At 46.8% G+C, this 24,664-nt stretch carries 27 protein-coding genes and 3 pseudogenes; 11 read left to right on the forward strand and 19 right to left on the reverse strand.

Going from position 1 to position 24,664, the window contains the following annotated elements:
• The first annotated feature begins 8 nt into the window (after positions 1–8).
• The 9 genes from IPK30_04895 (at position 9) to IPK30_04935 (ending at position 7,646) form a co-directional block, all read left to right on the forward strand.
• A protein-coding gene (locus tag IPK30_04895; protein ID MBK8102621.1) for an IS3 family transposase occupies positions 9–1,129 on the forward strand; the annotation gives its coding sequence in 2 pieces (ribosomal slippage) (positions 9–801 and positions 801–1,129; 1,122 coding nt in all).
• 381 nt (positions 1,130–1,510) lie between these two features.
• Positions 1,511–2,320: a toll/interleukin-1 receptor domain-containing protein gene (locus tag IPK30_04900; protein ID MBK8102622.1), complete on the forward strand. Its 810-nt coding sequence runs from the start codon at positions 1,511–1,513 to the stop codon at positions 2,318–2,320.
• A 123-nt stretch (positions 2,321–2,443) separates the two neighbouring features.
• The gene (locus IPK30_04905) at positions 2,444–2,872 is read left to right on the forward strand and encodes a DNA lyase (protein ID MBK8102623.1); all 429 of its coding nucleotides are present in this window, start codon (positions 2,444–2,446) and stop codon (positions 2,870–2,872) included.
• Positions 2,873–2,990: 118 nt separating this feature from the next.
• Entirely contained in the window at positions 2,991–3,371 is a 381-nt protein-coding gene (locus IPK30_04910) for a hypothetical protein (GenBank protein MBK8102624.1), read from the forward strand.
• A gap of 118 nt (positions 3,372–3,489) precedes the next feature.
• Complete coding sequence (locus tag IPK30_04915; GenBank protein MBK8102625.1) at positions 3,490–4,188, forward strand: DUF4304 domain-containing protein; 699 nt, start codon at positions 3,490–3,492, stop codon at positions 4,186–4,188.
• 112 nt (positions 4,189–4,300) lie between these two features.
• Positions 4,301–5,098 carry a DUF2071 domain-containing protein gene (locus IPK30_04920; protein MBK8102626.1) on the forward strand — a complete coding sequence of 266 codons (798 nt, stop codon included), beginning with the start codon at positions 4,301–4,303 and terminating at the stop codon, positions 5,096–5,098.
• A gap of 109 nt (positions 5,099–5,207) precedes the next feature.
• The gene (locus IPK30_04925; GenBank protein ID MBK8102627.1) at positions 5,208–5,636 is read left to right on the forward strand and encodes a DNA lyase; all 429 of its coding nucleotides are present in this window, start codon (positions 5,208–5,210) and stop codon (positions 5,634–5,636) included.
• A 458-nt stretch (positions 5,637–6,094) separates the two neighbouring features.
• The gene (locus IPK30_04930; protein ID MBK8102628.1) at positions 6,095–6,433 is read left to right on the forward strand and encodes a hypothetical protein; all 339 of its coding nucleotides are present in this window, start codon (positions 6,095–6,097) and stop codon (positions 6,431–6,433) included.
• A gap of 511 nt (positions 6,434–6,944) precedes the next feature.
• Positions 6,945–7,646, forward strand: coding sequence for a hypothetical protein (locus IPK30_04935; GenBank protein MBK8102629.1), 702 nt, complete (start codon positions 6,945–6,947; stop codon positions 7,644–7,646).
• 536 nt (positions 7,647–8,182) lie between these two features.
• Here IPK30_04935 and IPK30_04940 read toward each other — a convergent pair.
• Positions 8,183–9,269: pseudogene (locus IPK30_04940) on the reverse strand (IS3 family transposase).
• A gap of 656 nt (positions 9,270–9,925) precedes the next feature.
• On the opposite strand from IPK30_04940, the pseudogene IPK30_04945 reads away from it, so the two are divergent.
• Positions 9,926–10,983 (forward strand): annotated as a pseudogene (locus IPK30_04945) (IS3 family transposase).
• 564 nt (positions 10,984–11,547) lie between these two features.
• Here the strand turns inward: IPK30_04945 and IPK30_04950 are convergent.
• The 17 genes and pseudogenes from IPK30_04950 to IPK30_05030 all read right to left on the reverse strand — a co-directional run bounded on the left by IPK30_04950 (position 11,548) and on the right by IPK30_05030 (position 23,147).
• Positions 11,548–12,336: an ATP-binding protein gene (locus IPK30_04950; protein ID MBK8102630.1), complete on the reverse strand. Its 789-nt coding sequence runs from the start codon at positions 12,334–12,336 to the stop codon at positions 11,548–11,550.
• Positions 12,333–13,831, reverse strand: a pseudogene (locus IPK30_04955) (IS21 family transposase). The gene IPK30_04950 and the pseudogene IPK30_04955 overlap by 4 nt, the downstream one beginning before the upstream one ends.
• 418 nt (positions 13,832–14,249) lie before the next feature.
• On the reverse strand, positions 14,250–14,600 hold the full coding sequence (locus IPK30_04960) for a DUF3147 family protein (protein MBK8102631.1): 351 nt from the start codon (positions 14,598–14,600) through the stop codon (positions 14,250–14,252).
• 127 nt (positions 14,601–14,727) lie between these two features.
• Complete coding sequence (locus tag IPK30_04965; GenBank protein MBK8102632.1) at positions 14,728–15,117, reverse strand: tautomerase family protein; 390 nt, start codon at positions 15,115–15,117, stop codon at positions 14,728–14,730.
• Between the two features lie 135 nt (positions 15,118–15,252).
• Positions 15,253–15,453 carry a membrane lipoprotein lipid attachment site-containing protein gene (locus IPK30_04970; GenBank protein MBK8102633.1) on the reverse strand — a complete coding sequence of 67 codons (201 nt, stop codon included), beginning with the start codon at positions 15,451–15,453 and terminating at the stop codon, positions 15,253–15,255.
• 124 nt (positions 15,454–15,577) lie between these two features.
• Positions 15,578–15,832 carry a hypothetical protein gene (locus IPK30_04975; GenBank protein MBK8102634.1) on the reverse strand — a complete coding sequence of 85 codons (255 nt, stop codon included), beginning with the start codon at positions 15,830–15,832 and terminating at the stop codon, positions 15,578–15,580.
• Between the two features lie 95 nt (positions 15,833–15,927).
• On the reverse strand, positions 15,928–16,284 hold the full coding sequence (locus tag IPK30_04980) for a hypothetical protein (GenBank protein MBK8102635.1): 357 nt from the start codon (positions 16,282–16,284) through the stop codon (positions 15,928–15,930).
• 147 nt (positions 16,285–16,431) lie between these two features.
• Entirely contained in the window at positions 16,432–16,860 is a 429-nt protein-coding gene (locus tag IPK30_04985) for a DNA lyase (protein ID MBK8102636.1), read from the reverse strand.
• A gap of 108 nt (positions 16,861–16,968) precedes the next feature.
• Positions 16,969–17,442 (reverse strand): hypothetical protein, encoded by a 474-nt coding sequence (locus IPK30_04990; protein ID MBK8102637.1) that lies wholly within the window; start codon positions 17,440–17,442, stop codon positions 16,969–16,971.
• 117 nt (positions 17,443–17,559) lie between these two features.
• A complete protein-coding gene (locus IPK30_04995; protein MBK8102638.1) occupies positions 17,560–18,063 on the reverse strand; it encodes an HNH endonuclease in 504 nt (167 codons plus the stop codon).
• A gap of 120 nt (positions 18,064–18,183) precedes the next feature.
• Positions 18,184–18,978, reverse strand: coding sequence for a DUF169 domain-containing protein (locus IPK30_05000; GenBank protein ID MBK8102639.1), 795 nt, complete (start codon positions 18,976–18,978; stop codon positions 18,184–18,186).
• A gap of 139 nt (positions 18,979–19,117) precedes the next feature.
• Positions 19,118–19,531, reverse strand: coding sequence for a hypothetical protein (locus IPK30_05005; protein ID MBK8102640.1), 414 nt, complete (start codon positions 19,529–19,531; stop codon positions 19,118–19,120).
• A 161-nt stretch (positions 19,532–19,692) separates the two neighbouring features.
• On the reverse strand, positions 19,693–19,851 hold the full coding sequence (locus tag IPK30_05010) for a hypothetical protein (GenBank protein MBK8102641.1): 159 nt from the start codon (positions 19,849–19,851) through the stop codon (positions 19,693–19,695).
• Between the two features lie 442 nt (positions 19,852–20,293).
• Positions 20,294–21,115 carry a type I restriction enzyme HsdR N-terminal domain-containing protein gene (locus tag IPK30_05015; protein ID MBK8102642.1) on the reverse strand — a complete coding sequence of 274 codons (822 nt, stop codon included), beginning with the start codon at positions 21,113–21,115 and terminating at the stop codon, positions 20,294–20,296.
• A 136-nt stretch (positions 21,116–21,251) separates the two neighbouring features.
• Entirely contained in the window at positions 21,252–21,713 is a 462-nt protein-coding gene (locus tag IPK30_05020; GenBank protein MBK8102643.1) for a GNAT family N-acetyltransferase, read from the reverse strand.
• A gap of 141 nt (positions 21,714–21,854) precedes the next feature.
• Positions 21,855–22,118 carry a hypothetical protein gene (locus tag IPK30_05025; GenBank protein MBK8102644.1) on the reverse strand — a complete coding sequence of 88 codons (264 nt, stop codon included), beginning with the start codon at positions 22,116–22,118 and terminating at the stop codon, positions 21,855–21,857.
• Between the two features lie 228 nt (positions 22,119–22,346).
• Positions 22,347–23,147, reverse strand: coding sequence for an oxacillin-hydrolyzing class D beta-lactamase OXA-20 (locus IPK30_05030; GenBank protein MBK8102645.1), 801 nt, complete (start codon positions 23,145–23,147; stop codon positions 22,347–22,349).
• 152 nt (positions 23,148–23,299) lie between these two features.
• On the opposite strand from IPK30_05030, the gene IPK30_05035 reads away from it, so the two are divergent.
• A complete protein-coding gene (locus IPK30_05035) occupies positions 23,300–23,635 on the forward strand; it encodes a hypothetical protein (protein MBK8102646.1) in 336 nt (111 codons plus the stop codon).
• 128 nt (positions 23,636–23,763) lie between these two features.
• Here the strand turns inward: IPK30_05035 and IPK30_05040 are convergent, their stop codons facing one another.
• Complete coding sequence (locus tag IPK30_05040; GenBank protein MBK8102647.1) at positions 23,764–24,297, reverse strand: hypothetical protein; 534 nt, start codon at positions 24,295–24,297, stop codon at positions 23,764–23,766.
• Positions 24,298–24,664 lie beyond the last annotated feature (367 nt).

A 24,664-nucleotide genomic window follows, 5' to 3' on the forward strand; every position in this document is an offset into this window, starting at 1 on the left:
GGTTCTACATGCGCACATCGAAGTTTACCGACAGCCAGATCATGGCGATTTTGAAGCAGGCCGAGGGCGGCACACCTGTTCCGGCGCTGTGTCGCGAGCACAACATCAGCAGCGCGACGTTTTATAAATGGCGAGCACGCTTTGGTGGCATGGATGTGTCGCTGATGGCGCGTCTGAAGGAGCTGGAAGACGAAAACCGCCGCTTGAAGAAGATGTACGCCGAGGAGAAGCTGAAGGCAGAGATTGTGCAGGAGGCGCTCACAAAAGTGGTGAGGCCATCTCAGCGCAAAGAGATGGCCCAGCGTGCGGTGACGGAAAACCGTGTCAGCATTCGCGTGGCGTGTCAGGCGTTTGCTATTAGCGAAAGTTGTTATCGGTATGAAGCCAAGCTGTCTGATGAAAATGCTGAGATTGCTGACTGGTTGATCCGCTTGACGAACAACCAAAAGAACTGGGGCTTTGGTTTGTGTTATCTGTTTTTGCGCAACGTCAAAGGTTTTGCTTGGAACCACAAGCGCGTGTATCGCATTTATCGCGAGTTGGAATTAAACCTCCGCATCAAGCCGAAAAAGCGCATTGTTCGTGAGAAACCGCTGCTATTGTCGGTGCCAACAACGATCAACACATCGTGGTCGATGGATTTTATGCACGACAGTTTGAGCAATGGGCGCGCCTACCGTTTGTTCAATGTGATTGATGATTTCAATCGTGAAGCCTTGGGCATGGAAATTGATTTTTCACTGCCGTCTTTGCGCGTGATACGCACACTGAATCAGATCATCGAGTGGCGAGGTGCACCGCAAAAATTCGCTGCGACAATGGGCCGGAGTACATCAGCCATACACTGAAGCACTGGGCAGAACAGCGCGGTATTTGCATTGAATTTATTGAGCCGGGTAACCCGCAGCAAAATGCGTATATTGAGCGTTACAACCGCACGGTGCGCTATGAGTGGCTGGGGCAATACCTGTTTGATTCGTTAGATGAAGTGCGAGATGTTGCCACGCGCTGGCTCTGGACTTACAACCATGAACGGCCGAACATGGGCATCGGCGGCATCACCCCGATGCAAAAACTGGCGCGAGCGGCGCGATGGCTGTGCACTTGTGGACAACACCGCACGCGGTGATTGCCCACAGGGCGCACAGCACAACGACCACATCAAACCAGATGGCCAAACGTTCTACTTTTGAGAACGGTGAAAAATGGGGGGATTACCTTATCAGCAACAGCCTTAGTGCTATCTTCTGCCATTGATCACTACGACAAAAGAAACAATGAGCCACTTTATAAAAGCATCAGAGTATGGACGCCAATTATTTATATAATTTCTATGTTTATAGCCGTGGTATTAGAACATGAACTGTAATTGGCATATAACAAGTCGCTCAAGCTCGCTCGTTTTACTCGCTGGACAGCTTCAGTCGGCGCATTTGCTTCGCAAATTGTATGCGCCGTCTTTCGCTGCCGCTTAGCTCTGCGTTAGGACTCTATACGGAGAAAAATTGAAATGGGTAATTCTGTATTGGTATTTGTAAGTCATTCATCCGATGACAAGGAAGGCTATATAGAGCCTATTGTTCAAGATTTAGAAGATTGCTTCATTAATATATGGATTGATAAAAGAAATATATTACCTGGAGACAATCTTCGTAAATCAATATTTAGGGATGGTCTTGATAAAGCAGATATTGCACTTATATTTTTTACTGAGCAATCTCTTAGCTCTTCATGGGTAGACAGAGAAATAAAGCACGTTTTAAGAGAGGAGGCTAAAAAAGGAAACAGCTTCGATCTAAAGAAAATTATTTCAATTTTTGATTCAAAAGCAACTTATACGGCAATAAGTGAAAGGTACCCTGAGCTTACCGATGACTTAATGCATCTAATGCCAAAGGAATATACAAAAAAAGATTTAGGCCAGCTCATATCAGCTATATGGTCTAAATATCTTGATTTACAGGGCGGAGATGTTGCCACTCAAAGGCAATTATTAGCGAAAGATAAAGAGATATTTCAGAAAGAGAAAGAAGTACAAGAGTTGAAAGAGAAAATTCAATCCTTGAAATCTAAGAGCAGCAACAGCTCACAGGATCAGGAGTTTGAAGCATATCTAAACTCTGGAAAAGTTGATGACCTGCTAGCACAAAAAGAAAACATTCTGAATAAAATGTACATTAATAAAGAAGAAGTTAAAAATGTGTCAGAAGCCATGGCTTTTGGCCTTCTGGACTACCAGAACGCATCTATGGTTAAGCTGTCTCTGAAGGGAAAAGAATTTATGAAATGGCATATATTGCGTGTCAGTAATCCGTCCTAACAAGTCGCTCAAGGTCGTTCCTCGCTTTGCTCGTCACTGGACAGCTTCAGTCAGCGCATGCTTCGCATTTTATGCGCTGCCTTCCGCTGCCCCTTAGCTCAACGTTAGGTACCAAATAAAACCATGCGCCTCTGGTCAATACATCCCAAATATCTAGACGCGCAAGGAATCGTTGCACTTTGGCGTGAAACGCTTTTGGCGCAAGCTGTGCTCAGAAATGAAACAAAGGGCTATCGAAATCATCCACAATTAGAAAGATTCAAGAGCTGCAATGCGCCGTTGTCGGCAATTTCCATTTATTTGAAGCATATGCATGAAGAATCAGAAAATAGAGGGTACAGCTTCAATAAATCAAAAATTGGTGCCGCAAGAAAACCAATATCAATAAGTGTCACCAACGGTCAAATGAATTACGAATGGCAACATCTAATGGCAAAGCTGAAGCAGCGCAGCCCAGCGGTGTATGAAAAGTGGTACAAGTGTAAAACAATAGAGCCGCATCCGCTGTTTACAGTTTATGCGGGTGAAATTGAGGAATGGGAGAAGCAATAAGTGGTACCTAACAAGTCGCTCAAGGCGTTCGCTGCGCTCACTGGGACAGTCCAAACCGGCGCTGCTTCGCATTATCGCGCCGGTCTGGCCTGCCCCTTAGCTCTGCGTTAGGCATATTATGAAAGTGCGCCAGAATATCTACTACATATTTGTACTCTGTATTGTTGGCTGTGGTAGCGATATATCTCTTGACCTTATCAATTCCTCAAATGAAGAGATTATTGTAAGTTCGTTGAAATTAGACGGCGTTGACTTAAATGCTAAAAAAGTTACCGTACCAATAAGCAAAAAAACCGAAAGAAGAAATATTATTTATGGTGCTGTGCCAAAATTTGAAGTTCATGGAGGAGAAAAGCTAACACTATCGCTAGTGAAAAATAATTCAGAAGAGAATGCGTCCTGTGATCTTGGAGAAAAACCAGATAACTCGTGGTCAGTTTTGTATGTCAACTATAATGGAACTGGTGACCTTGTGTGTACATATGACTGGGGGCAGTAATATGCCTAACAAGTCGCTCAAGGCGTTCGCTGCGCTCACTGGGACAGTCCAAACCGGCGCTGCTTCGCATTATCGCGCCGGTTCGGCCTGCCCCTTAGCTCGGCGTTAGGCGCGTGATATGAGCAAGAATTACAAAAGTTTTTCTTCAGTAGCCAAATCTCGATTTAAGGGAATGGCAAATGAATTGGGGTACGAACAGGTATCCGGCATTGTCTATCAAAAGGAAAACGATGGGTGGTTTGAGGGATTTAGTTTGCAAGCTTCCCAATGGGGGAATGATTTTTTCTATATTAATTATGGTGTTTGCATACCAAATCTGTGGGAGCCATTTAGTGCTGAAATTAATCGCGAGAATATTGGTGGTTACTTGCTATCACATCGATTACACAATGATCATAACCAAGGATTTGATAACGGTACAAAAGAGCAAGTTGAAAAAAGCGCATCGATTGCTCTAGAAAAGTATAAAGAACAAGCCGTCCCATGGTTTCGTGATATTAAGGGTTTGAATGATATCGCTGAAAGATATTTCGATTCGAAAAATTTAGATAAAAACAATATAGGTAAGCATGAGTATTTTTCTAAATTGGGTGCTGCAAATTATGGTTTGCTTCTTTTTAAAGCTGGCCAATTAAATGAAGCAAAAATATGGTTAAATGAAGCCGATCGACTGTATTCGTTACCCCTATATAGCACGCCAGATGGTCGGTGGATTCATGAAAAAGAGAAATATGCGCGCTTGATGAACCCAGAGAGCTACCAAGTATCGCAACACAACACGATTAAAAAAGTAATTCAGAAAATAGAATGCGCCTAACAAGTCGCTCAAGGTCGCTTCGCTGGACAGCCCCAACCGGCGCATGCTTCGCATTGTATGCGCCGCTTGTGTCTGCCCCTTAGCTCTGCGTTAGGTTTCTCAAATGGCAACTATGAACACATCATTAAAAATAAAAGATTTTTTACATGAGCGCCCCAAACCATCAGGTTTGGATGTTGTTTGCAAATTGCAGAATTTTGCAATAATCACATATGCAGTTAGTCCAGAACGATTCAATGGGCTAATTCCTCCCAGATTCAAATTAGATACAGTTGTTATTAACGGAGAAGAAAAGGCATTAATTTCTGTTGTGCCATTTATAGATGTAGATTTTACGTCTGCAGTTGTTCCGTTTCCAAAATTCAGAATGGGGCAAACTAATTATCGGGTATATATCATTGATACAAAGACCCAAGAGAGGTGTGTCTGGTTTTTGGGAACTACCCTGGATTCATGGACAGTAATGGTTCCTAGGTTTTTTTGGAAATTGCCATGGCATTCAGGAAAGGTCACATTTGACTGTGAATATAATGAGGAAAAACAGCAGTTCACGCGTTACAAAATGCAAACAGAAGCGGAATGGGCGCCTGCTAGTGTTGAGCTAGTTCAAGTGCTTGACATGCCGTTAAATCTTTCAGGGTTCCCGGATAACGAAACAGGTTTGGTCTATCTGACACATCCGCTGGCAGGCTTTTATTATCGCCGTGACCAAAAGCTTGGCACTTATCGTGTTTGGCACAAGCAACTTCTAGTGCGGCCAGCTCAACTGTTATCAGCTAATTTTGGGTTATTGAGCCGTATGAATCTTGTTGCGCCAGAGGAGCAACAAGCTCCCCACAGCGTATTGGTTCAGCCTGTTAATGAGTTCACAATCTATTTACCACCATCGGTCATTAACAGTGAAACCTAACAAGTCGCTCAAGGCCGCTTCGCTGGACAGCCCCAACCGGCGCATGCTTCGCATTATATGCGCCGCTTGTGTCTGCCCCTTAGCTCTGCGTTAGGTACCAAATAAAACCATGCGCCTCTGGTCAATACATCCCAAATATCTAGACGCGCAAGGAATCGTTGCACTTTGGCGTGAAACGCTTTTGGCGCAAGCTGTGCTCAGAAATGAAACAAAGGGCTATCGAAATCATCCACAATTAGAAAGATTCAAGAGCTGCAATGCGCCGTTGTCGGCAATTTCCATTTATTTGAAGCATATGCATGAAGAATCAGAAAATAGAGGGTACAGCTTCAATAAATCAAAAATTGGTGCCGCAAGAAAACCAATATCAATAAGTGTCACCAACGGTCAAATGAATTACGAATGGCAACATCTAATGGCAAAGCTGAAGCAGCGCAGCCCAGCGGTGTATGAAAAGTGGTACAAATGTAAAACAATAGAGCCGCATCCGCTGTTTAAAGTTTATGCGGGTGAAATTGAGGAATGGGAGAAGCAATAAGTGGTACCTAACAAGTCGCTCAAGGCGTTCGCTGCGCTCACTGGGACAGTCCAAACCGGCGCTGCTTCGCATTATCGCGCCGGTCTGGCCTGCCCCTTAGCTCTGCGTTAGGCGTCAAAGAATTTGTCTTTTGTTTTAAGTGAAAAACTTTGTAGGAATTGCGGCAGTAATTTCGCCGCGCAAGTTCTGCAAAGTAGCAGCAATAGAAAAAGTATCAAAAACGCAGTGTTGGAAAGTCTGCTTCTGCCCTGCTCGAAAATGCTTCGTCATAAGTTGCGCGGCTTCATCGCTGCGTTTAAAATTGCAGCAACATAAACATTACAAACAGTAGCTCGCGGGAAAAGAGCAGTGAAACCAGCAGCAAACCACCAGCCTAACAAGTCGCTCAAAGGCGTTCGCGTTGCTCACTGGACTCGCCGTAAACGGCTCGCCCTTTAGCTCGGCGTTAGGGGCTTGTAGTGAAACGCTCTGATAAAATCGTGCTTATAGGCCTATTGGCTTGCGTTTCTTTGTTTATTTACTCATGCGCAAGAGACATTAAAACGCATTCATCAAAATTTATATTGAACACCCCAAAAGATAGGGTTCTGCCAACAGAAGCAAAAAATAGAGATGGCACTCCGTATACAGGGTATATGTACGGAACAATGTTTAACGAAATATCGTTTGACAAGTTAGAGTGGGAAGGGAATTTTAAAGACGGAAAACCAGTAGGTGAGTTCATAATCTACGAGGAAATTGGCGATGGAAAAAATGTTGTCATATTTGAGAGTGGTGAATGGAAGTCACGCCCCTAACAAGTCGCTCAAGCACGCTCGTTGCACTCGCTGGACGCGGCTATCGCCGCGCCGCTTAGCTCTGCGTTAGGCGTCAAAGAATTTGTCTTTTGTTTTAAGTGAAAAACTTTGTAGGAATTGCGGCAGTAATTTCGCCGCGCAAGTTCTGCAAAGTGGTAGCTTCAAAAAATAGTTTGCAAAACGCAGCGTCGGAAAGCCTGCTTCTGCCCTGCGCGAAAATGCTCTGTCAGAAGTTGCGCGGCTTCATCGCTGCGTTTAGGCTTGCAGTAACACAAACATTACAAACAGCAGCTTTCGGGAAGAAGCCAGTGAATTCAGCAGCAAACCACCTGCCTAACAAGTCGCTCAAAGGCGCTCGCGTTGCTCGCTGGACTCGCCGCGCGGCTCGCCCTTTAGCTCGGCGTTAGACCTCGCGAAAGCCAAGCCCCATAAACCGAACGTTATTCCAGTTAATTTGCGCGCGGCGCTGACAGTCGCAGCGGCATGCTTATTCGTTTACATGTGTGTTGGCGTGGCGACGGGTTACACCTACCTGCCTGGCAAACGTGGTGGCATTTTGCTTTCGGGTTTGCCCACTCTACTTATAGTTATTGCAGCCTCAGGGCTATTTTTGGCTTCGTTACTTACGATTATTGACCACTACGACAAGCGTCCCAATGAAGCATCATATTCGCGCCTGAGAAAATATTGTTTGAAGAGCTCTCTACATTTATTCATTGCGGCACCATTTGTTGAGCTAGCTCAGCGTCTACTTCTTCTCTGGGGCATCGATATTTTTCCGCATATTCACGGACTAGCTGAAAATTACACGTTCTATAACCCTAGGCTCAACGCCCTTGTTCAATACGTTGAGCCGATTACAAGTAACGGCGTACTTATCGTGCTATTAGCGGTTGTAACCGGAGGCCTAAGCATATTGATAGACAAACACTCCTCCGACCTGAAGCGCTTAGTCGGGGGGCTAGCCTGTGTCTCAATGCTTAGCTTATCAGTGCTTTTTCTTGCCAGTTCCACGCACGACTTTCTATCCGGAAATGTAAAAATCGGAAGCAAACACCATAAATTTATAGTTCGTGCCCATCAGGAACCAGCGAAATTTAATGCTGTCTTGCTTACTAACTTCGCTTTGGGGGGCTTCATGCTTACTTTCAGCACGTTCGGTTTAATTGGCACCATGACTGACCGCCTTAAATCACCTAGACGCTCCATATGAGGTCTAACAAGTCGCTCAAGGTCGCTCCTCGCTGCGCTTCGTCACTGGACAGCCCCAATCGGCGCATGCTTCGCATTATGTGCGCCGTTTGTGTCTGCCCCTTAGCTCTGCGTTAGGTAGCGAGGCCAGCCTTTGAAGCGCATACCAATAATTCTTATCGTTACAGCGCTGTTAGTAGGCTGCTCAAATAAGCTATCTATCAATCTCTTGCCATCAGAAACGCTTAATCTGTCTACTCCTATGCATGGTGCAGAAAAATCAACTTGCTTAATTGCCCCTGGCACTTTGCAGCACAAGGAATTAGAAAACTGGTTGTCAGAGAATAGGGGCGGCTGGCAGTCAACTCCTGCATCATATGTTCCTGGCACAGTCGTATCAGGGTCAAATTTTTCGCTAAATTTTGTAGGTTCGGTAATCCCCCCATTTTTCACCGTTCTCAAAAGTAGAACGTTTGGCCATCTGGTTTGATGTGGTCGTTGTGCTGTGCGCCCTGTGGGCAATCACCGCGTGCGGTGTTGTCCACAAGTGCACAGCCATCACGCCGCTCGCGCCAGTTTTTGCATCGGGGTGATGCCGCCGATGCCCATGTTCGGCCGTTCATGGTTGTAAGTCCAGAGCCAGCGCGTGGCAACATCTCGCACTTCATCTAACGAATCAAACAGGTATTGCCCCAGCCACTCATAGCGCACCGTGCGGTTGTAACGCTCAATATACGCATTTTGCTGCGGGTTACCCGGCTCAATAAATTCAATGCAAATACCGCGCTGTTCTGCCCAGTGCTTCAGTGTATGGCTGATGTACTCCGGCCCATTGTCGCAGCGAATTTTTGCGGTGCACCTCGCCACTCGATGATCTGATTCAGTGTGCGTATCACGCGCAAAGACGGCAGTGAAAAATCAATTTCCATGCCCAAGGCTTCACGATTGAAATCATCAATCACATTGAACAAACGGTAGGCGCGCCCATTGCTCAAACTGTCGTGCATAAAATCCATCGACCACGATGTGTTGATCGTTGTTGGCACCGACAATGGCAGCGGTTTCTCACGAACAATGCGCTTTTTCGGCTTGATGCGGAGGTTTAATTCCAACTCGCGATAAATGCGATACACGCGCTTGTGGTTCCAAGCAAAACCTTTGACGTTGCGCAAAAACAGATAACACAAACCAAAGCCCCAGTTCTTTTGGTTGTTCGTCAAGCGGATCAACCAGTCAGCAATCTCAGCATTTTCATCAGACAGCTTGGCTTCATACCGATAACAACTTTCGCTAATAGCAAACGCCTGACACGCCACGCGAATGCTGACACGGTTTTCCGTCACCGCACGCTGGGCCATCTCTTTTGCGCTGAGATGGCCTCACCACTTTTTGTGAGCGCCTCCTGCACAATCTCTGCCTTCAGCTTCTCCTCGGCGTACATCTTCTTCAAGCGGCGGTTTTCGTCTTCCAGCTCCTTCAGACGCGCCATCAGCGACACATCCATGCCGCCAAAGCGTGCTCGCCATTTATAAAACGTCGCGCTGCTGATGTTGTGCTCGCGACACAGCGCCGGAACAGGTGTGCCGCCCTCGGCCTGCTTCAAAATCGCCATGATCTGGCTGTCGGTAAACTTCGATGTGCGCATGTAGAACCTCCTCGGGTCATGTTACGAGAATTTTCTACTTTTGAAGCCGGTGGTTTTTAGGGGGGATTACCCGCAACCTACAAGAGCTAAAACAATGAGAACTGCTAATTTTTTCATATATTCCTCTGATAATTTAAGTTTGATAATGTTTGTTATTGGCTCATATGTTAGCCGCATAACGCAGAGCTAAGCTGCAGAGTGGAGCGCAAAGCGCGCAACGTACCGAACCGGCGCAACACTGCGAAGCAGCGCCGGTTTGGGCTGTCCGCTTGAGCGACTTGTTAGGTGCATGTGGCATTTTTTACCCAGATGGCTATTGATACTGTAACAATGTTAGCAACCGTTGCATGCTTGGGATACGCAACAGCACCAAGAAATACACCGGCTAATGGGTACGTTACTAAGAACAATATAGATTTCAGGTTCTTTTTGGCAATTTCGGAATGAATTTCACTAATGGATTTTTTGGCGGTATTAATTACTTCACTGCCAACCCAAATACCGCCACTTACTGCACCTACAAGCTGGTGAAATGCTAGAAATTGTACTAGCAAGCAAACCGCAATTATTGGACTTATGGCGATAGGTAATCCCCCCTAAAAACCACCGGCTTCAAAAGTAGAAAATTCTCGTAACATGACCCGAGGAGGTTCTACATGCGCACATCGAAGTTTACCGACAGCCAGATCATGGCGATTTTGAAGCAGGCCGAGGGCGGCACACCTGTTCCGGCGCTGTGTCGCGAGCACAACATCAGCAGCGCGACGTTTTATAAATGGCGAGCACGCTTTGGCGGCATGGATGTGTCGCTGATGGCGCGTCTGAAGGAGCTGGAAGACGAAAACCGCCGCTTGAAGAAGATGTACGCCGAGGAGAAGCTGAAGTCAGAGATTGTGCAGGAGGCGCTCACAAAAGTGGTGAGGCCATCTCAGCGCAAAGAGATGGCCCAGCGTGCGGTGACGGAAAACCGTGTCAGCATTCGCGTGGCGTGTCAGGCGTTTGCTATTAGCGAAAGTTGTTATCGGTATGAAGCCAAGCTGTCTGATGAAAATGCTGAGATTGCTGACTGGTTGATCCGCTTGACGAACAACCAAAAGAACTGGGGCTTTGGTTTGTGTTATCTGTTTTTGCGCAACGTCAAAGGTTTTGCTTGGAACCACAAGCGCGTGTATCGCATTTATCGCGAGTTGGAATTAAACCTCCGCATCAAGCCGAAAAAGCGCATTGTTCGTGAGAAACCGCTGCCATTGTCGGTGCCAACAACGATCAACACATCGTGGTCGATGGATTTTATGCACGACAGTTTGAGCAATGGGCGCGCCTACCGTTTGTTCAATGTGATTGATGATTTCAATCGTGAAGCCTTGGGCATGGAAATTGATTTTTCACTGCCGTCTTTGCGCGTGATACGCACACTGAATCAGATCATCGAGTGGCGAGGTGCACCGCAAAAATTCGCTGCGACAATGGGCCGGAGTACATCAGCCATACACTGAAGCACTGGGCAGAACAGCGCGGTATTTGCATTGAATTTATTGAGCCGGGTAACCCGCAGCAAAATGCGTATATTGAGCGTTACAACCGCACGGTGCGCTATGAGTGGCTGGGGCAATACCTGTTTGATTCGTTAGATGAAGTGCGAGATGTTGCCACGCGCTGGCTCTGGACTTACAACCATGAACGGCCGAACATGGGCATCGGCGGCATCACCCCGATGCAAAACTGGCGCGAGCGGCGTGATGGCTGTGCACTTGTGGACAACACCGCACGCGGTGATTGCCCACAGGGCGCACAGCACAACGACCACATCAAACCAGATGGCCAAACGTTCTACTTTTGAGAACGGTGAAAAATGGGGGGATTACCGATACAGTTCATCTTGCACCTAACGCCGAGCTAAGCTGCCGCCGAAGCGCGCAGCGCGAAGGGAACCGAGAACGGCGCATACTGCGAAGCAGCGCCGTTTGTGGCGGTCGGCTTGAGCGACTTGTTAGATTCTATTTTGTAACTTCTCTAATGGGCGTACCTTCAACCTCGTACCATTCTTGTCCATAAACAAATGGAATATAGAAACTGCCTCGTTTAATGGTCACGTCAGACAAACCAACAGCGCCAGGCGATGATTCAATGGTATTGTCCATTGCCTCTTTCATATGTCAATGGCGGAGTAAAAGTGTACCGCCGGGGCGGAGCAAAAGTGTACCAGTTGGCACACGATGGTTTGATGTTGTTTTAGCGGAAGTGCGGTCTGGCGCAGCCAGACAACAAGCGTAGCGCGTTAGGGGTTTGCCGGGTTGGCGGAAGGCTTCCTCTGCCTTTTCTTGCTCTGGTTGAGCCGGTAGCTGTCGCCGTTCATGGTCAGGATGTGCACCTGATGGGTGAGCCTGTCGAGCAGTGCGCCGGTCAGCCGTTCCGAACCCAGCACTTCTGTCCATTCATCGAATGGCAGGTTGCTGGTCACCAGCAGGGAGCCGCGTTCATAGCGTTGGCTGAACACCTCGAACAACAACTCTGCGCCGGTTTTGGATAACGGTACAAAACCGAGCTCGTCGATGATGAGCAGGTGGTAACTGGCCAGCAGCTTTTGCGTACGCAACAAACGTTTCTCGTTGCGCGCTTCCAGTAGTTCGTTAACCAGTGATGCTGCCGTGGTAAATCCCACTGACAAGCCTTTCTGACACGCAGCCAATCCCAGGCCCAGTGCGATGTGCGTTTTCCCGGTGCCGCTGTTGCCCAGTGCAATCACATTTTCGCGCCGTGTAATATATTCACAGCGCGCCAGTTCATTGACCAACGTTTTGTTCAAAGTAGGGATCATCGTAAAATCAAAACTGTCGAGACTTTTTACCGCAGGGAACCGCGCCAGTTTTATACGGCGTTCCACCATGCGCCGCTCACGCTCTATCAACTCCAGTTCCGTCAAACGCAATAAATAGCGAGGGTGATCCACACCTTCATCGGCACACTGCTGCGCTACCTTGTCATACTCGCGCAAGAACGTGGGCAGCCGCAGCGCCTTCAGGTGATGCGCCAGTAATACCTTGGGTAATTCCTGCGCGCTGCTCATGCTGCCACCTCGGTTAACAACGCCAGATAATCGATGGCTTCCGTGGTTTTGACGTCTGCTCGCGGCAGATACGGATAGATAGCCAGATTGAGTCGTGGCGGTTTGCGTTCAATACGACACAACAAACAATGTTTGACGGCATCAAAACCGATCGCACCCAGTTGCAAGGCTTGATGAACTGCCGCTTCCACCTCATCAGCAGGAAAGGACTCCAGCAAACGCAATACCTGCACATATTCACGTTTGCCGGATTTGCCCATGCGCGCTTCCAGCAAACGCCGCAGGGTTAAAAATACCTCGGGCAATACCCAGCCTTCCAGTGGTGCGGCCTGATCCAGTGCATTGATCTTCTGCTCCAGCAGCGCCAGATAGTGCAACGGATCAAAGATAAAATCTTCTTTCGCATACGAGCGTTCATGCTGCGCAATCCGCTCGCTGCCGCAGTGAATCTCGACGCGATCGACATAGGCCTTGATCAACACTTCGCGATGGCCGTATGCCACCGGCACCGAGTAATCATTGTTGCGGTAGCGAACCAGCGAGAGTGAACTGACGCGTGTCGCCTGTTTGGCGCACGCATCGTAGGCTGTGGCAGGTAACGCCATAAACACGGCAAGATCACGTTGCATCCGTTCGCCAATCGTTTCTGTTTGGCCGCGCAAAGTCTCCTGCAGACGAGCGCGGCAGCAGGCCTCCAGATGCGCATTGAAGGCGTCATAACTGGCAAAGTGCGGAATCGGCACCATGAAGTTGCGCCGCGCATAACCCACCAACCCTTCCACTTTGCCCTTGTCATTGCCTTTGCCAGGACGACCAAAGCGATCGGCAAACAGATAGTGGGATTGCAGTTCGCTGAACACAGTGGAGCGAACCCGCGTGCCATTGCCGAGAATCTTCGCCACAGCAATTTTGGTGTTGTCGTACAGGATCGATTGCGGCACACCACCAAAAAGGCAAAGGCCGCATTGTGGCCATCACAGAACGCCTCGGTTGTCTCCGCCGGATAGGCTTTCACAAAACCGGCATCGCTGTGAGGCAAGTCCACGGCCAGAAAGTGTGCCTTCTGCTCGACACCGGCAATCACCACTACGGCCTCACCAAAGTCGGCCTGGGCATGGCCGCAAGGGTGCAGCAGCGGCACAAACACCTCCTTGCTACGCAGGGTCTGCTCGCGCACATAGTCCTTGACGATGGTGTAGCAACCCGTAAACCCGTGCTCATCCCGCAGGCGCTCGAAGATGCGCTTGCTGGTGTGGTGCTGCTTGCGCGGGCGGGTTTTATCGTCGTCCAGGATCTGGTCAATCAGCCCGGTGAACCCCGCAAGCTTGGGCCGCCGCACCGGCTGAGTGCGCTGGTAGCCCGGCGGCACCGAGAAAGCCAAGGCCTTCTTGACCGTCTTGCGGTGCACGCCAAACCGCTTGGCGGCCTCCCGGATACTCAGGCCATCGACGTGGCAGGCACGTCGTAATCGTTGATACATCTCCACGCTGTACATCCTCCACCCCCTGCCATCTGCCGAGACGGCAGACTAGAGGAGGCCACTGGGGCGGTACACTTTTGCACCGCCGCGACCGAGGAATTCGGCCGCTTCAGTGGTACAGTTTCTCTCCGGCGCTTACATAAATTGCTTTTTGAGTTATTGTTCCTGTTCCCATCAATATGTGCTATTTGCCCTTGGCGAATAGATGTATTTCTGTTTAGCCCAAAACAAATACAGCAGCGCCTTCTGGATTCCAGAAGAATTTCAGCCATAATTTTTTGCGGTGTGTTACGGCCTACCATTTGAGACACCTAACGCAGAGCTAAGGGGCAGACACAAGCGGCGCATAAAATGCGAAGCATGCGCCGATTGGGGCTGTCCGTGACGAAGCGCAGCGAGGAACGAACCTTGAGCGACTTGTTAGGCGGCATTGCTAGAGTAACTCTATGCCAAAGCGACGAACAATTACCGCAAACAAAGCAAAGCTGCAAACCGTGATAAACACACACGCTAACAAACTAGGCCAAAAACCGTAGCGCGGTAACATTATTGGAAACACAAGAAACATAGGAAGCGTTGGAACAACATACCAAAATGTATACCACGCATGATTGGCAATTTTGGATGTTGGTTGGTTTTCAACGTATAACCAAATTAGCGTGAGAATTGTAACCAGTGGCAGCGCCGCCACTAAACCGCCTAATTTGTCACTGCGCTTTGCCAATTCAGATACAAGCACAACAACTGCGGCTGTAATGAAATACTTGGTAAAGAGCCACGACATGGTTTCTCTCCTTGACGCCTAACGCAAAGCTAAGGGGCGGCTACAGGCGGCGCGTAAAATGCGAAGCATGCGCCGACTGGAGACGTCCAGCGAACGAAGTGAGCGAACCTTGAGCGCCTTGTTAGGTTCACACTTCTACCTTGTAGTTTAATGCCAACTCGTCACCCGGTTTTCCACGAATGCCCCAATTATGCTTTGGCGTTTCAGTAATTGTGATTTCTATATCTTGTGCTGTAATACCAGCAGCTGACTCTAGGTTTTGGTATATACCACGGATTAACTCTTTTTTAGCCTCGACAGACCTACCCTCAAACATTGATATTTCAATGATGATGTAATTCTCCGTTCTGTCTTCTGGATATATGAAGCAGCCTTCTTCCAGCTCTATAAATCGGTGGAACTTCTTTTCTGGCGGATATGAAAGAGCAAACATTACCGCGTCATGTATTGCAGAAGAAATTCTGCTCTTTGATGACGCTATTGATTTCTTGTTGCCGTATATTTTTACTTGAGCCATTGGCACATTATCCTTTGTGAACCTAACGTGGAGCTAAGCGGCGACTGAAACCGGCGCGACAATGCGAAGCAGCGCCGGTTGAAGGCGTCCAGTGAAGCGCAACGCGCTGAACGAGCTTGAGCGACTTGTTATGTGTTAATTACTACGGAGCTTTATATATGTAGTAGAACATTGCCCCGTAGAGACATTTCCAGTAAATGAATTATAGTGAACTGCACATTTCTCAATATTGAGTCCATTATTGCCATCGCTTGAGACATTAGTTACGAAAGGGCCTGCATTAGAACACCCTGAAATTGCTGTGACTGCGCAAATAGCAAGAAATATTTTTTTCATTTTATTTATCCTCGTTTAGTTGTATTAAATTGGTGTTGCGTAACGTAACACATAACGCAGAGCTAAAGGGCGAGCCGCGCAGCGGCGAGTCCAGCGAGCAACGCGAGCGCCTTTGAGCGACTTGTTAGGCTGGTGGTTTGCTGCTGAATTCACTGCGTTTCTTCCCGAAAGCTACTGTTTGTAATGTTGTTAATTCTGCAAGCCTAAACGCCGCAATGAAGCCGCGCAACTTCTGACAGAGCATTTTTGCGCAGAGCAGAAGCAGACTTTCTAACACTGCATTTTTGATACTTTTTCTATTACTGCCACTTTGCAGAACTTGCGCGGCGAAATTACTGCCGCAATTGCTACAAAGTTTTTCACTTAAAACAAAAGACAAATTCTTTGACGCCTAACGCAGAGCTAAAGGGCGAGCCGCGTAGCGGCGAGTCCAGCGAGCAACGCGAGCGCCTTTGAGCGACTTGTTAGGTGCAATTATTTCCATTTGGCTGGAGCCGTTGCGCTGCAAGAAGTTATGCCTGTTATTCCATTACGACCCAATGATATGCGTAGAGCCTGCTCATTGACTTGTTCAATTTCACGTCCAGACTTTGACGCATGATCATGTGCAATTGATGTAAGTGCCTGCCTACATGCAATTGCCACAGCGTCACTTTCAGGCATAAATTGATAGCGTGAGTAGTAAACCGATACCACAAAACCTTTGTCGCTTGGCTCTATTGCATAGTCTGTATTTTGGTCATAGTGCTTCATTGAAGCACTAGTATATTTCGCTGGTGATGCACATCCGGTTATTGCAAGTATTGCCAGAAGCATTGTGTATTTTTTCATATAACCCTCTATTTGCATGGTGGTGTTGTTTTGCACCTAACGCAGAGCTAAGGGGCAGGCCAGACCGGCGCGATAATGCGAAGCAGCGCCGGTTTGGACTGTCCCAGTGAGCGCAGCGAACGCCTTGAGCGACTTGTTAGGTACCACTTATTGCTTCTCCCATTCCTCAATTTCACCCGCATAAACTGTAAACAGCGGATGCGGCTCTATTGTTTTACATTTGTACCACTTTTCATACACCGCTGGGCTGCGCTGCTTCAGCTTTGCCATTAGATGTTGCCATTCGTAATTCATTTGACCGTTGGTGACACTTATTGATATTGGTTTTCTTGCGGCACCAATTTTTGATTTATTGAAGCTGTACCCTCTATTTTCTGATTCTTCATGGATATGCTTCAAATAAATGGAAATTGCCGACAACGGCGCATTGCAGCTCTTGAATCTTTCTAATTGTGGATGATTTCGATAGCCCTTTGTTTCATTCCTGAGCACGGCTTGCGCCAAAAGCGTTTCACGCCAAAGTGCAACGATTCCTTGCGCGTCTAGATATTTGGGATGTATTGACCAGAGGCGCATGGTTTTATTTGGTACCTAACGCGGAGCTAAGGGGCGGACGCTGCGGCGCATAAAATGCGAAGCATGCGCCGTCTGCGGACGTCCAGCGAAGCGCCCTTGAGCGACTTGTTAGGCATTTCTGGCCTCCTTCTCTTTATATTCTGCAATTCTTTCTGCTAATGCTTTGTTGCTTTCTACCCATTCTTGGTAATGCATGAGCTGCGGCCACTCACATTTCGTAGACTCCGACCCACTTACAATGACATATATAGCTTTCTTTTCTTCGTTTATTTTTACAAATACATTGGCTGGACCAACTATATATGATCCAACAGTTGAACCAGGCACTCCCCTGCAACTCGACCCTATGATTTTGCACAGATCTTTGTAATTTGTCTGCACCCAAACATCTGGGTGACCTGTTGTGAAAAATTCATATTCACCAATATGGTCTTTTATAGGTAAAAGTTTCTTATCTAGGGCTCCAATTGCGTACTTTAGATAGCCATCTTTTTGTTTAAACATTACCCATACTAAAAGCAGAGCCCCTCCTAAAAAGAAGAAAATCATTAAGAAGTCAGATATCTCTCGTGCGATGCTCATTGAAATGCCTAACGCAGAGCTAAGGGGCAGACACAAGCGGCGCATATAATGCGAAGCATGCGCCGGTTGAGGCTGTCCAGCGAACGCAGTGAGCGATCCTTGAGCGACTTGTTAGGTTTACCCACCTTTCCTCCGTTTTTTTACAGAGTTTCTAAGCTCAACTGCTCTTTCCCATACTAGCTGCCACTGATTAAGTATTTCTAAGTAGTTACTGGTTTCTTCGTCTGTAAGGTGATGATGGGCACTGGCTGGAATGCTGTATTGATAAATAGCTAGATACTGTTCAATTCTTGCAATACGGCTTTGGGATTCTGCTGGAAACTGCTCTTGAATGAAAGTGCGCCAATTTTTCTTGCCTCTTTTGTCATTACAGTCTTGGCACGAAGCAACTATGTTACCGATACAATTCTCTCCGTGATGAACGGCAGGAATTAAATGATCTGGAACAATTCCTGTTCTCGGATTCCCTGTATCTGGACACCCACAAAAAGCACAAGTGGAGTTAAAAAAACTCCGTATTGTTGCCCATTCTTTTTTGGACAATGCGCGATCGCTGAGCAATTCTCGCATTCCTCTAAGAACGTGATAATTCATTCTGGAAAAATGGTTTGTGCCTGGCATACGGGGAAACCTAACGCAGAGCTAAGGGGCAGACACAATCGGCGCATACAATGCGAAGCATGCGCCGGTTGGGGCTGTCCAGCGGCGAAGCCGCGTCCTTGAGCGACTTGTTAAATACCATTAGCCGTAGATTTTCATAAAGGTTGTCATTGGCGAAACGTCAATTCCGTGGTTTGGAATTGGGTAACGCATTCCATTCTTGGCAAGCGCTTTCAAACCATTGACTGCTGCTGGCAAAAAAGAAGGCGGTAATGCCATTAACATTTCATTGTCTTGGACACCGCCAAACTTTCTTTCTGCATAGCACGGTATTGAAAGAGATGGTTCGCCTGTTTTAAGGGCGTTACCCCAAGAGTCTGCACACGCACTTTCACCTACGCACGTAAAAGACAGCTTTTTGTACCCAGACCACTGAAGCCCATTTATAAAAAGAATCATTTGCCCAGGCGTGGCATAAATTAAACATATGTCTGGATTGCCTAAACGCCCAGAAACGATGGGAGAAACCGCCAAGGATGTGTAATTGCCATAAGACGCACAAGACATTTGGCGCTGGTGTTCTGCACTGTCTTCAAGTGAGCTGTACCACATGCCATTGAAAGCATTACCACTGAGAAACTCTTCATCGCGGGGCGATAAACCGACAACCGCACTACATTGGGAACCCATAAGATTTTCTACGGTAACGCCAATGGTATAACCCAACCAACGGCTTTGACCGACGATTTGGTCTGTGTTTAATTTTTCTGCTGGATTAGGGCGGCGGATTTTTGGAATGCTTTCCATTTCTTCTACGGTGGCGAAACGCTTCATGCCTGTGATAATTGCTTGGAGCTTTAGCAAGGAATTTAATTCTGCAACCAAGGCAGGATAGTCGTATTGCTCTTTGTCGCCCCAATAATTTTCTATAGACATGATGAACTCTCCAAATGGTATTTAACGCAGAGCTAAGGGGCAGCGTAAGGCTGGGCATAACATGCGAAGCATGCCCAGACTGAAGCTGTCCAGCGAACGAAGTGAGCGATCCTTGAGCGACTTGTTATGAGTAAAAATGCTACTTTTCATTTTTAGGATACCGCTTTATTGACATGAGAATATTATTATTTTCATCGACAATAAGAACCTTGATACTGCGTCTCGATTTTTCAAACATATTAATGCTCTGGATAAGAACATTTTTGCACTTGGCATCATTGAACTCGGATATTCCAAGCCGATAGTCTGCTGTCCAGTAGTCAAAATCTAGGTAAAAATTAAATACATTGGCTGGATTATAGTCCTTTGATTTGACAGATGATTTACAGCCGCTTTCATACATTGCCTTTCTAATTTCGTGCGATATGCCAGGATTTACGCTTAAAGATGCTATTACCCATGTTAAAAACCAAAGAGCAACATAACCAAAAATTGCATAAACAATAAATTCACATAGCTTTAATATTTTTTCTTTGACTTGGACAACGCTCATTCTTTTACTCATAACGCAGAGCTAAAGGGCGAGCCGCGCAGCGGCGAGTCCAGTGAGCGCAGCGAACGCCTTTGAGCGACTTGTTAGGCAGGTGGTTTGCTGCTTGCATCACTACACTTTTCCCGAAAGCTACTGTTTGTAATGTTTCTGGTGCTGCCAGACTAAATGCCGCGATAAAGCCGCGCAAGCTCTGACGAAGGATTTTCTAGCAGCGCAGAAAACAGTGTTTCCGAAGCTGCGTTGTTGAAACTTTTTAGTAAAACATCTTCTTTGCAGAACTTGCGCGGAGAAAAAACTGCCCAAGTTTCTACAGCGTTCACACTCGAAACAAAAGACAAAAAAGCATGACGCCTAACGCCGAGCTAAAGGGCGAGCCGTTTACGGCGAGTCCAGTGAGCAACGCGAACGCCTTTGAGCGACTTGTTAGGCTGGTGGTTTGCTGCTGGTTTCACTGCTCTTTTCCCTCGAGCTACTGTTTGTAATGTTTATGTTGCTGCAAGCCTAAACGCAGCGATGAAGCCGCGCAACTTATGACGAAGCATTTTCGAGCAGGGCAGAAGCAGACTTTCCAACACTGCGTTTTTGATACTTTTTCTATTGCTGCTACTTTGCAGAACTTGCGCGGCGAAATTACTGCCGCAATTCCTACAAAGTTTTTCACTTAAAACAAAAGACAAATTCTTTGACGCCTAACGCCGAGCTAAAGGGCGAGCGGCGAAGCCGCGAGTCCAGTGAGCGCAGCGAACGACTTTGAGCGACTTGTTAGGTATTTTCGCCATTTTCTATAGTTTCTGAGGCTGACTCTGTTGGTTTTTCTGATGGCTTTTCTTTCTTTTCTGATGCTTTAGCCAGCTTTGCGGACAACTTTTTAATTTTTTGCTGTGTTTCCTTGGCCTTATCTCCTTCTATTACGTCTCTCTTCAGAACTTCATTGTTTAGAATGTCTGAAATTTGCTCTTGGTCAATTTTGATTTCTGGAAAGAACTTTTTAACTTCCTTTCTGATAGCAGAAACAACTGACTCTGTGAGAATTATTTGAGCAATTGTGTATCTATTTAGTATCTGGGTATGTTGGTGATACGCGTCCATTGCTGCAGAGCTTATGCCCTCTCTACAAAGCAGAAACATTTTCTTCATGTCATCTTCTTTCTTGGGGTTTACATCCAGAAGATTGAAAGCGGACACCTCTTCGTGATCAACGGGCTGTCCGAATTTTATGCGATGCAGCTTCCATTCTATTGCATTGGTGAGAACTACCCATTCTATGCCTTGGTTTGCGCCATAACCGATAGCCTGCCGAAGATGTGAGTCGTTAAGGCTGACTCCAGCCGCCTTAACTTCAATTAGATATTTAATTTTTCCGTCAATTTTCACAGCAAGGTCACAAAATGTCCCTCTAATTTGCTGCTCACTTGTTAACTCTTGATATTTGTCGAAGCCAAAGCAGGAAGACAAAATATCTTTTACCAGTGTTACCGTGTCTGCTTCTGATACATCTTTACTTTTATGTGACGCTGCAACTTGTTGAAATGTTTTTAGATTTGTAGATATTCTGTCTATCACTTTCTTTGAGATTTTCAGCATTTTGTTGTCCTTGGTTAATACTGCGATTGAAAATACCTAACGCCGAGCTAAGGGGCAGGCCGAACCGGCGCGACAATGCGAAGCAGCGCCGGTTTGGACTGTCCCAGTGAGCGCAGCGAACGCCTTGAGCGACTTGTTAGCTGCATACATGGCGATAATACTCCGTGCCAGAAATGGGACTATTGTAATAAGGCGTTGTAGGGACAAACCCAAACTGGCTATAAAGTTTCTTAGCGGATTCCATGCTTGGCAATGTGTCCAACACGATACTTTTATAACCCTGCAGCGAGGCCATGCCAACAGCTTGCTGTAATAGCGCTTTTGCTACTCCCCGCCCTCTTGCCTCTGGAACAACGTACATGCGCTTTAGTTCTGCTTCACTTTTACTGAACTGCCTGATTGCTACACAACCTATGGGATTGCTGTTTTCTGTGGCAAGAAAAATAGCACCTGTAGGTGCAGCGTAACATCCTGGCAATGAATTTAGCTCCGCTTCAAAATTCTGGAATGAAAGGTCAATTCCAAGCCAATGTTGATACTCCGTGAATAATCTCCTCACTGAATCCATTTCTTCAATTCTAGCTTGGGAAATTTTCATTGTAGGCAGCTAACGCAGAGCTAAGGGGCAGACACAAGCGGCGCGTAAAATGCGAAGCATGCGCCGGTTGAGGCTGTCCAGTGAGCGCATGCGAACGGCCTTGAGCGACTTGTTAGGCCGTTGCATGTTTTCTTACTTTTCTTATTTATATGGCTTTTCAAAGCACATTACAGCAGCAGTATTGGATTTATTTGCTGTAGTGTATTCAGATGCATAAACCATTTTCCAACCGTCATACTGTTTTAAATCATCGTTTACTGATTGCTCGCTACCTGTATTAAGAGCAGTGCAACGAATCATTTTACTTGAACCTGTTTCACCGGATTCTCTAATTTGAGAAGTAACATTTGCGCCCTGACAACCAGCAAGAAGTGAAACCGCACACAATACTAATACTCTTTTCATTTTATTCTCCAAAGTTACCCTCCTTGTTAACTTCTGCTGAATTGCGAGGGATTAAATCAACTCAACAGCCAAGCCCGTAGCAGAACAAACGGCCTAACGCCAAGCTAAGCGGCAGAGTGGAGCGCGAAGCGCGCAACGTACCGAACCGGCGCGCATAATGCGAAGCATGCGCCGGTTTGGGCTGTCCGACTTGAGCGCCTTGTTAGGCACAACAGGGGGTTTGGGCTGCTAGTTGGGTGGCAAAGCATTGACGGATTGAAGAATAGCACGCGCAATTGCCTCTCGTTTATGAAGGTCTTCCATCCTGTTTGGCGTGTCGATATTTAACGCAAAAAATACTGGGCCTGTAGGCCACTCTACCCAACCGACCCACCAACCCATTTGACCATCCCAGCCTGTTTTGGCACGTAGTATCCAATCGCGTTTGGCTTCGACAATCATCAAGTCTTTAACCAAGCGTTGGTGCTCTACCCTAAAAGGAAGCTCATTTCGATAAAGCTTCTTTAGGATGGAAATTTGTTCATTTGCTGAAATTGCAAGATTTCCATCTATCCAGTAGTCACCGCTCTTGGTCGAGGGGTCTGCATTGCCGTAGTTTAATTTTTCTAGGTAGCTTCGTGCTTTGTTTTCGCCTATTTCTTTTGCGAATAGTTGATAGACCCAAACGGTAGAATTGCGCATTGCCGATCGTAGGTTTTGGTCTTGATTGTGACCTGCAAAGCTTCTTTTAGCGCCGTCCCATCGAAAAACATGAAACTCATCGCGAACCGCCCCTGCATCCAGCGCAAAAAGGGTATGCGGAATCTTGAATGTGGACGCAGGCGAATAGCGCTGCTGAGCCCGGGATTCATTATAAACCGATGTGGAATTACCGTTTGTGCGTTCATCTACTACAACTATTGTACCTTTAGCGTTGAAATCACTAAAGTATTTCCCCCAATTAGAGCTCTCATGCGTTTTTTCTTGTGCATGACCAAGAGAGACAAGTACAACAGCTGAGAAAAGCAGTGCTAGAAATCGGATTATCAAGGAGCCTCCTTTGGTGCCTAACGCAGAGCTAAGGGGCAGACGCAAACGGCGCGTAAAATGCGAAGCATGCGCCGATTGGGGCTGTCCAGCGAAGCGGCCTTGAGCGACTTGTTATACCTCATATGCCCGTACCAATTAGCAAAGCAGCGTGTATGAAACCAGTTAAACACCATGTAAATATAAGCCACTTGTTCAATGGATTTAACTCTACGTCACTTTGGAACCACCGCATAAGCCGCCATACAATAATTGCAGCTATTACACAGCCAATTGCTGCCGTTGCATACGTAAATGTCTGCGGAAAGAACGCTGCCAATAAAAACCCAGAAAAAGGGCCTGCTATTACCATTGCATATTCCATTAGAAACGGCATGAAACTTGAAATATCAAATGCTTTTGTTCTGAAAAATATTAAATGCATAATCGCTGCAAGGACAAAACTTGCGATTAAAAAATTGATCACCACTATTTTTATTTTTTGCACGTGACTTCCGCTATGAGGTATAACGCAGAGCTAAGGGGCTGAGTGGAGCGCGAAGCGCGAAACGTACGCAACCGGCGTTATGCTGAAAGCAACGCCGGTTGTGGCAGTCCCGCTTGAGCGACTTGTTGGGCATCATAGCTCCTCTGGCCTGCAAATTTTTCCAGCTCCCATTTCTATTAGACGGGGATGTTTTGTTGTTTTATGAAAATTACGGTCTGAAGAAACAAAAACGTCGTTTGCATAATACAAATGACTCCACATCGTGTGTACATCACATATTCTATTCAGCCACGCGGCAAATTTCGGAGTTGTATCAGACTCGCCTGCTATGTTGATAGGAGGCGACTCACCAAAAAGAATCTGCTCTATCTCTTTGGCGCAATTTGACATGGAGCTGTTTGACCAAATTCCGTGATCCCAAAAGGTTACATTCCAAATCATCATTGGCATGAGACGAGGTAATTTACTAATACCAGCCTCTTTCAAAAGCTCCTCGAATAAATCGTATCTATCTGGACGAATACCACGCTGGCGCATCTCTGATGCGCCAATTTCAACAACATATACTTGATTCTGTTCTGCTTCGATAATTTCACGAAGACGAGCAACGTTTGAAGATCCGTTTGCTAAATCAATAATAACGTTGTGGTCGATTGTTAGTTTCATGGTGCCCAACGTGGAGCTAAGTGGCGACCGAAACCGGTGATAAGCTGCGAAGCAGCACCGGTTGAGGGCGTCCAGTGACGCGCAACGCGCGGAACGAACTTGAGCGACTTGTTAGAGACCAACATGTATAAAACTCCTTTACCTAAGCCGCGATAGTGCAACACCAAGCAACACGGATAATATGATTACCGGCCTAGCGATTCGCAAAACAACCTTAGATTCTCGCTCGAACTTCTGTTTCCAGGCATCTTCTTGCAGTCTTCCTATAAAGTTGGAACCCCACAGCATTATTACAACTATTGGAACCATGGCGACCATGCTGCCAAACACAGCAGGAGTGGTTTTTCCTGTTACTGCTTGAACAATG

The organism is Cellvibrionales bacterium (assembly GCA_016713115.1).
In the GTDB taxonomy this organism is placed as follows: domain Bacteria; phylum Pseudomonadota; class Gammaproteobacteria; order Pseudomonadales; family UBA7239; genus UBA7239.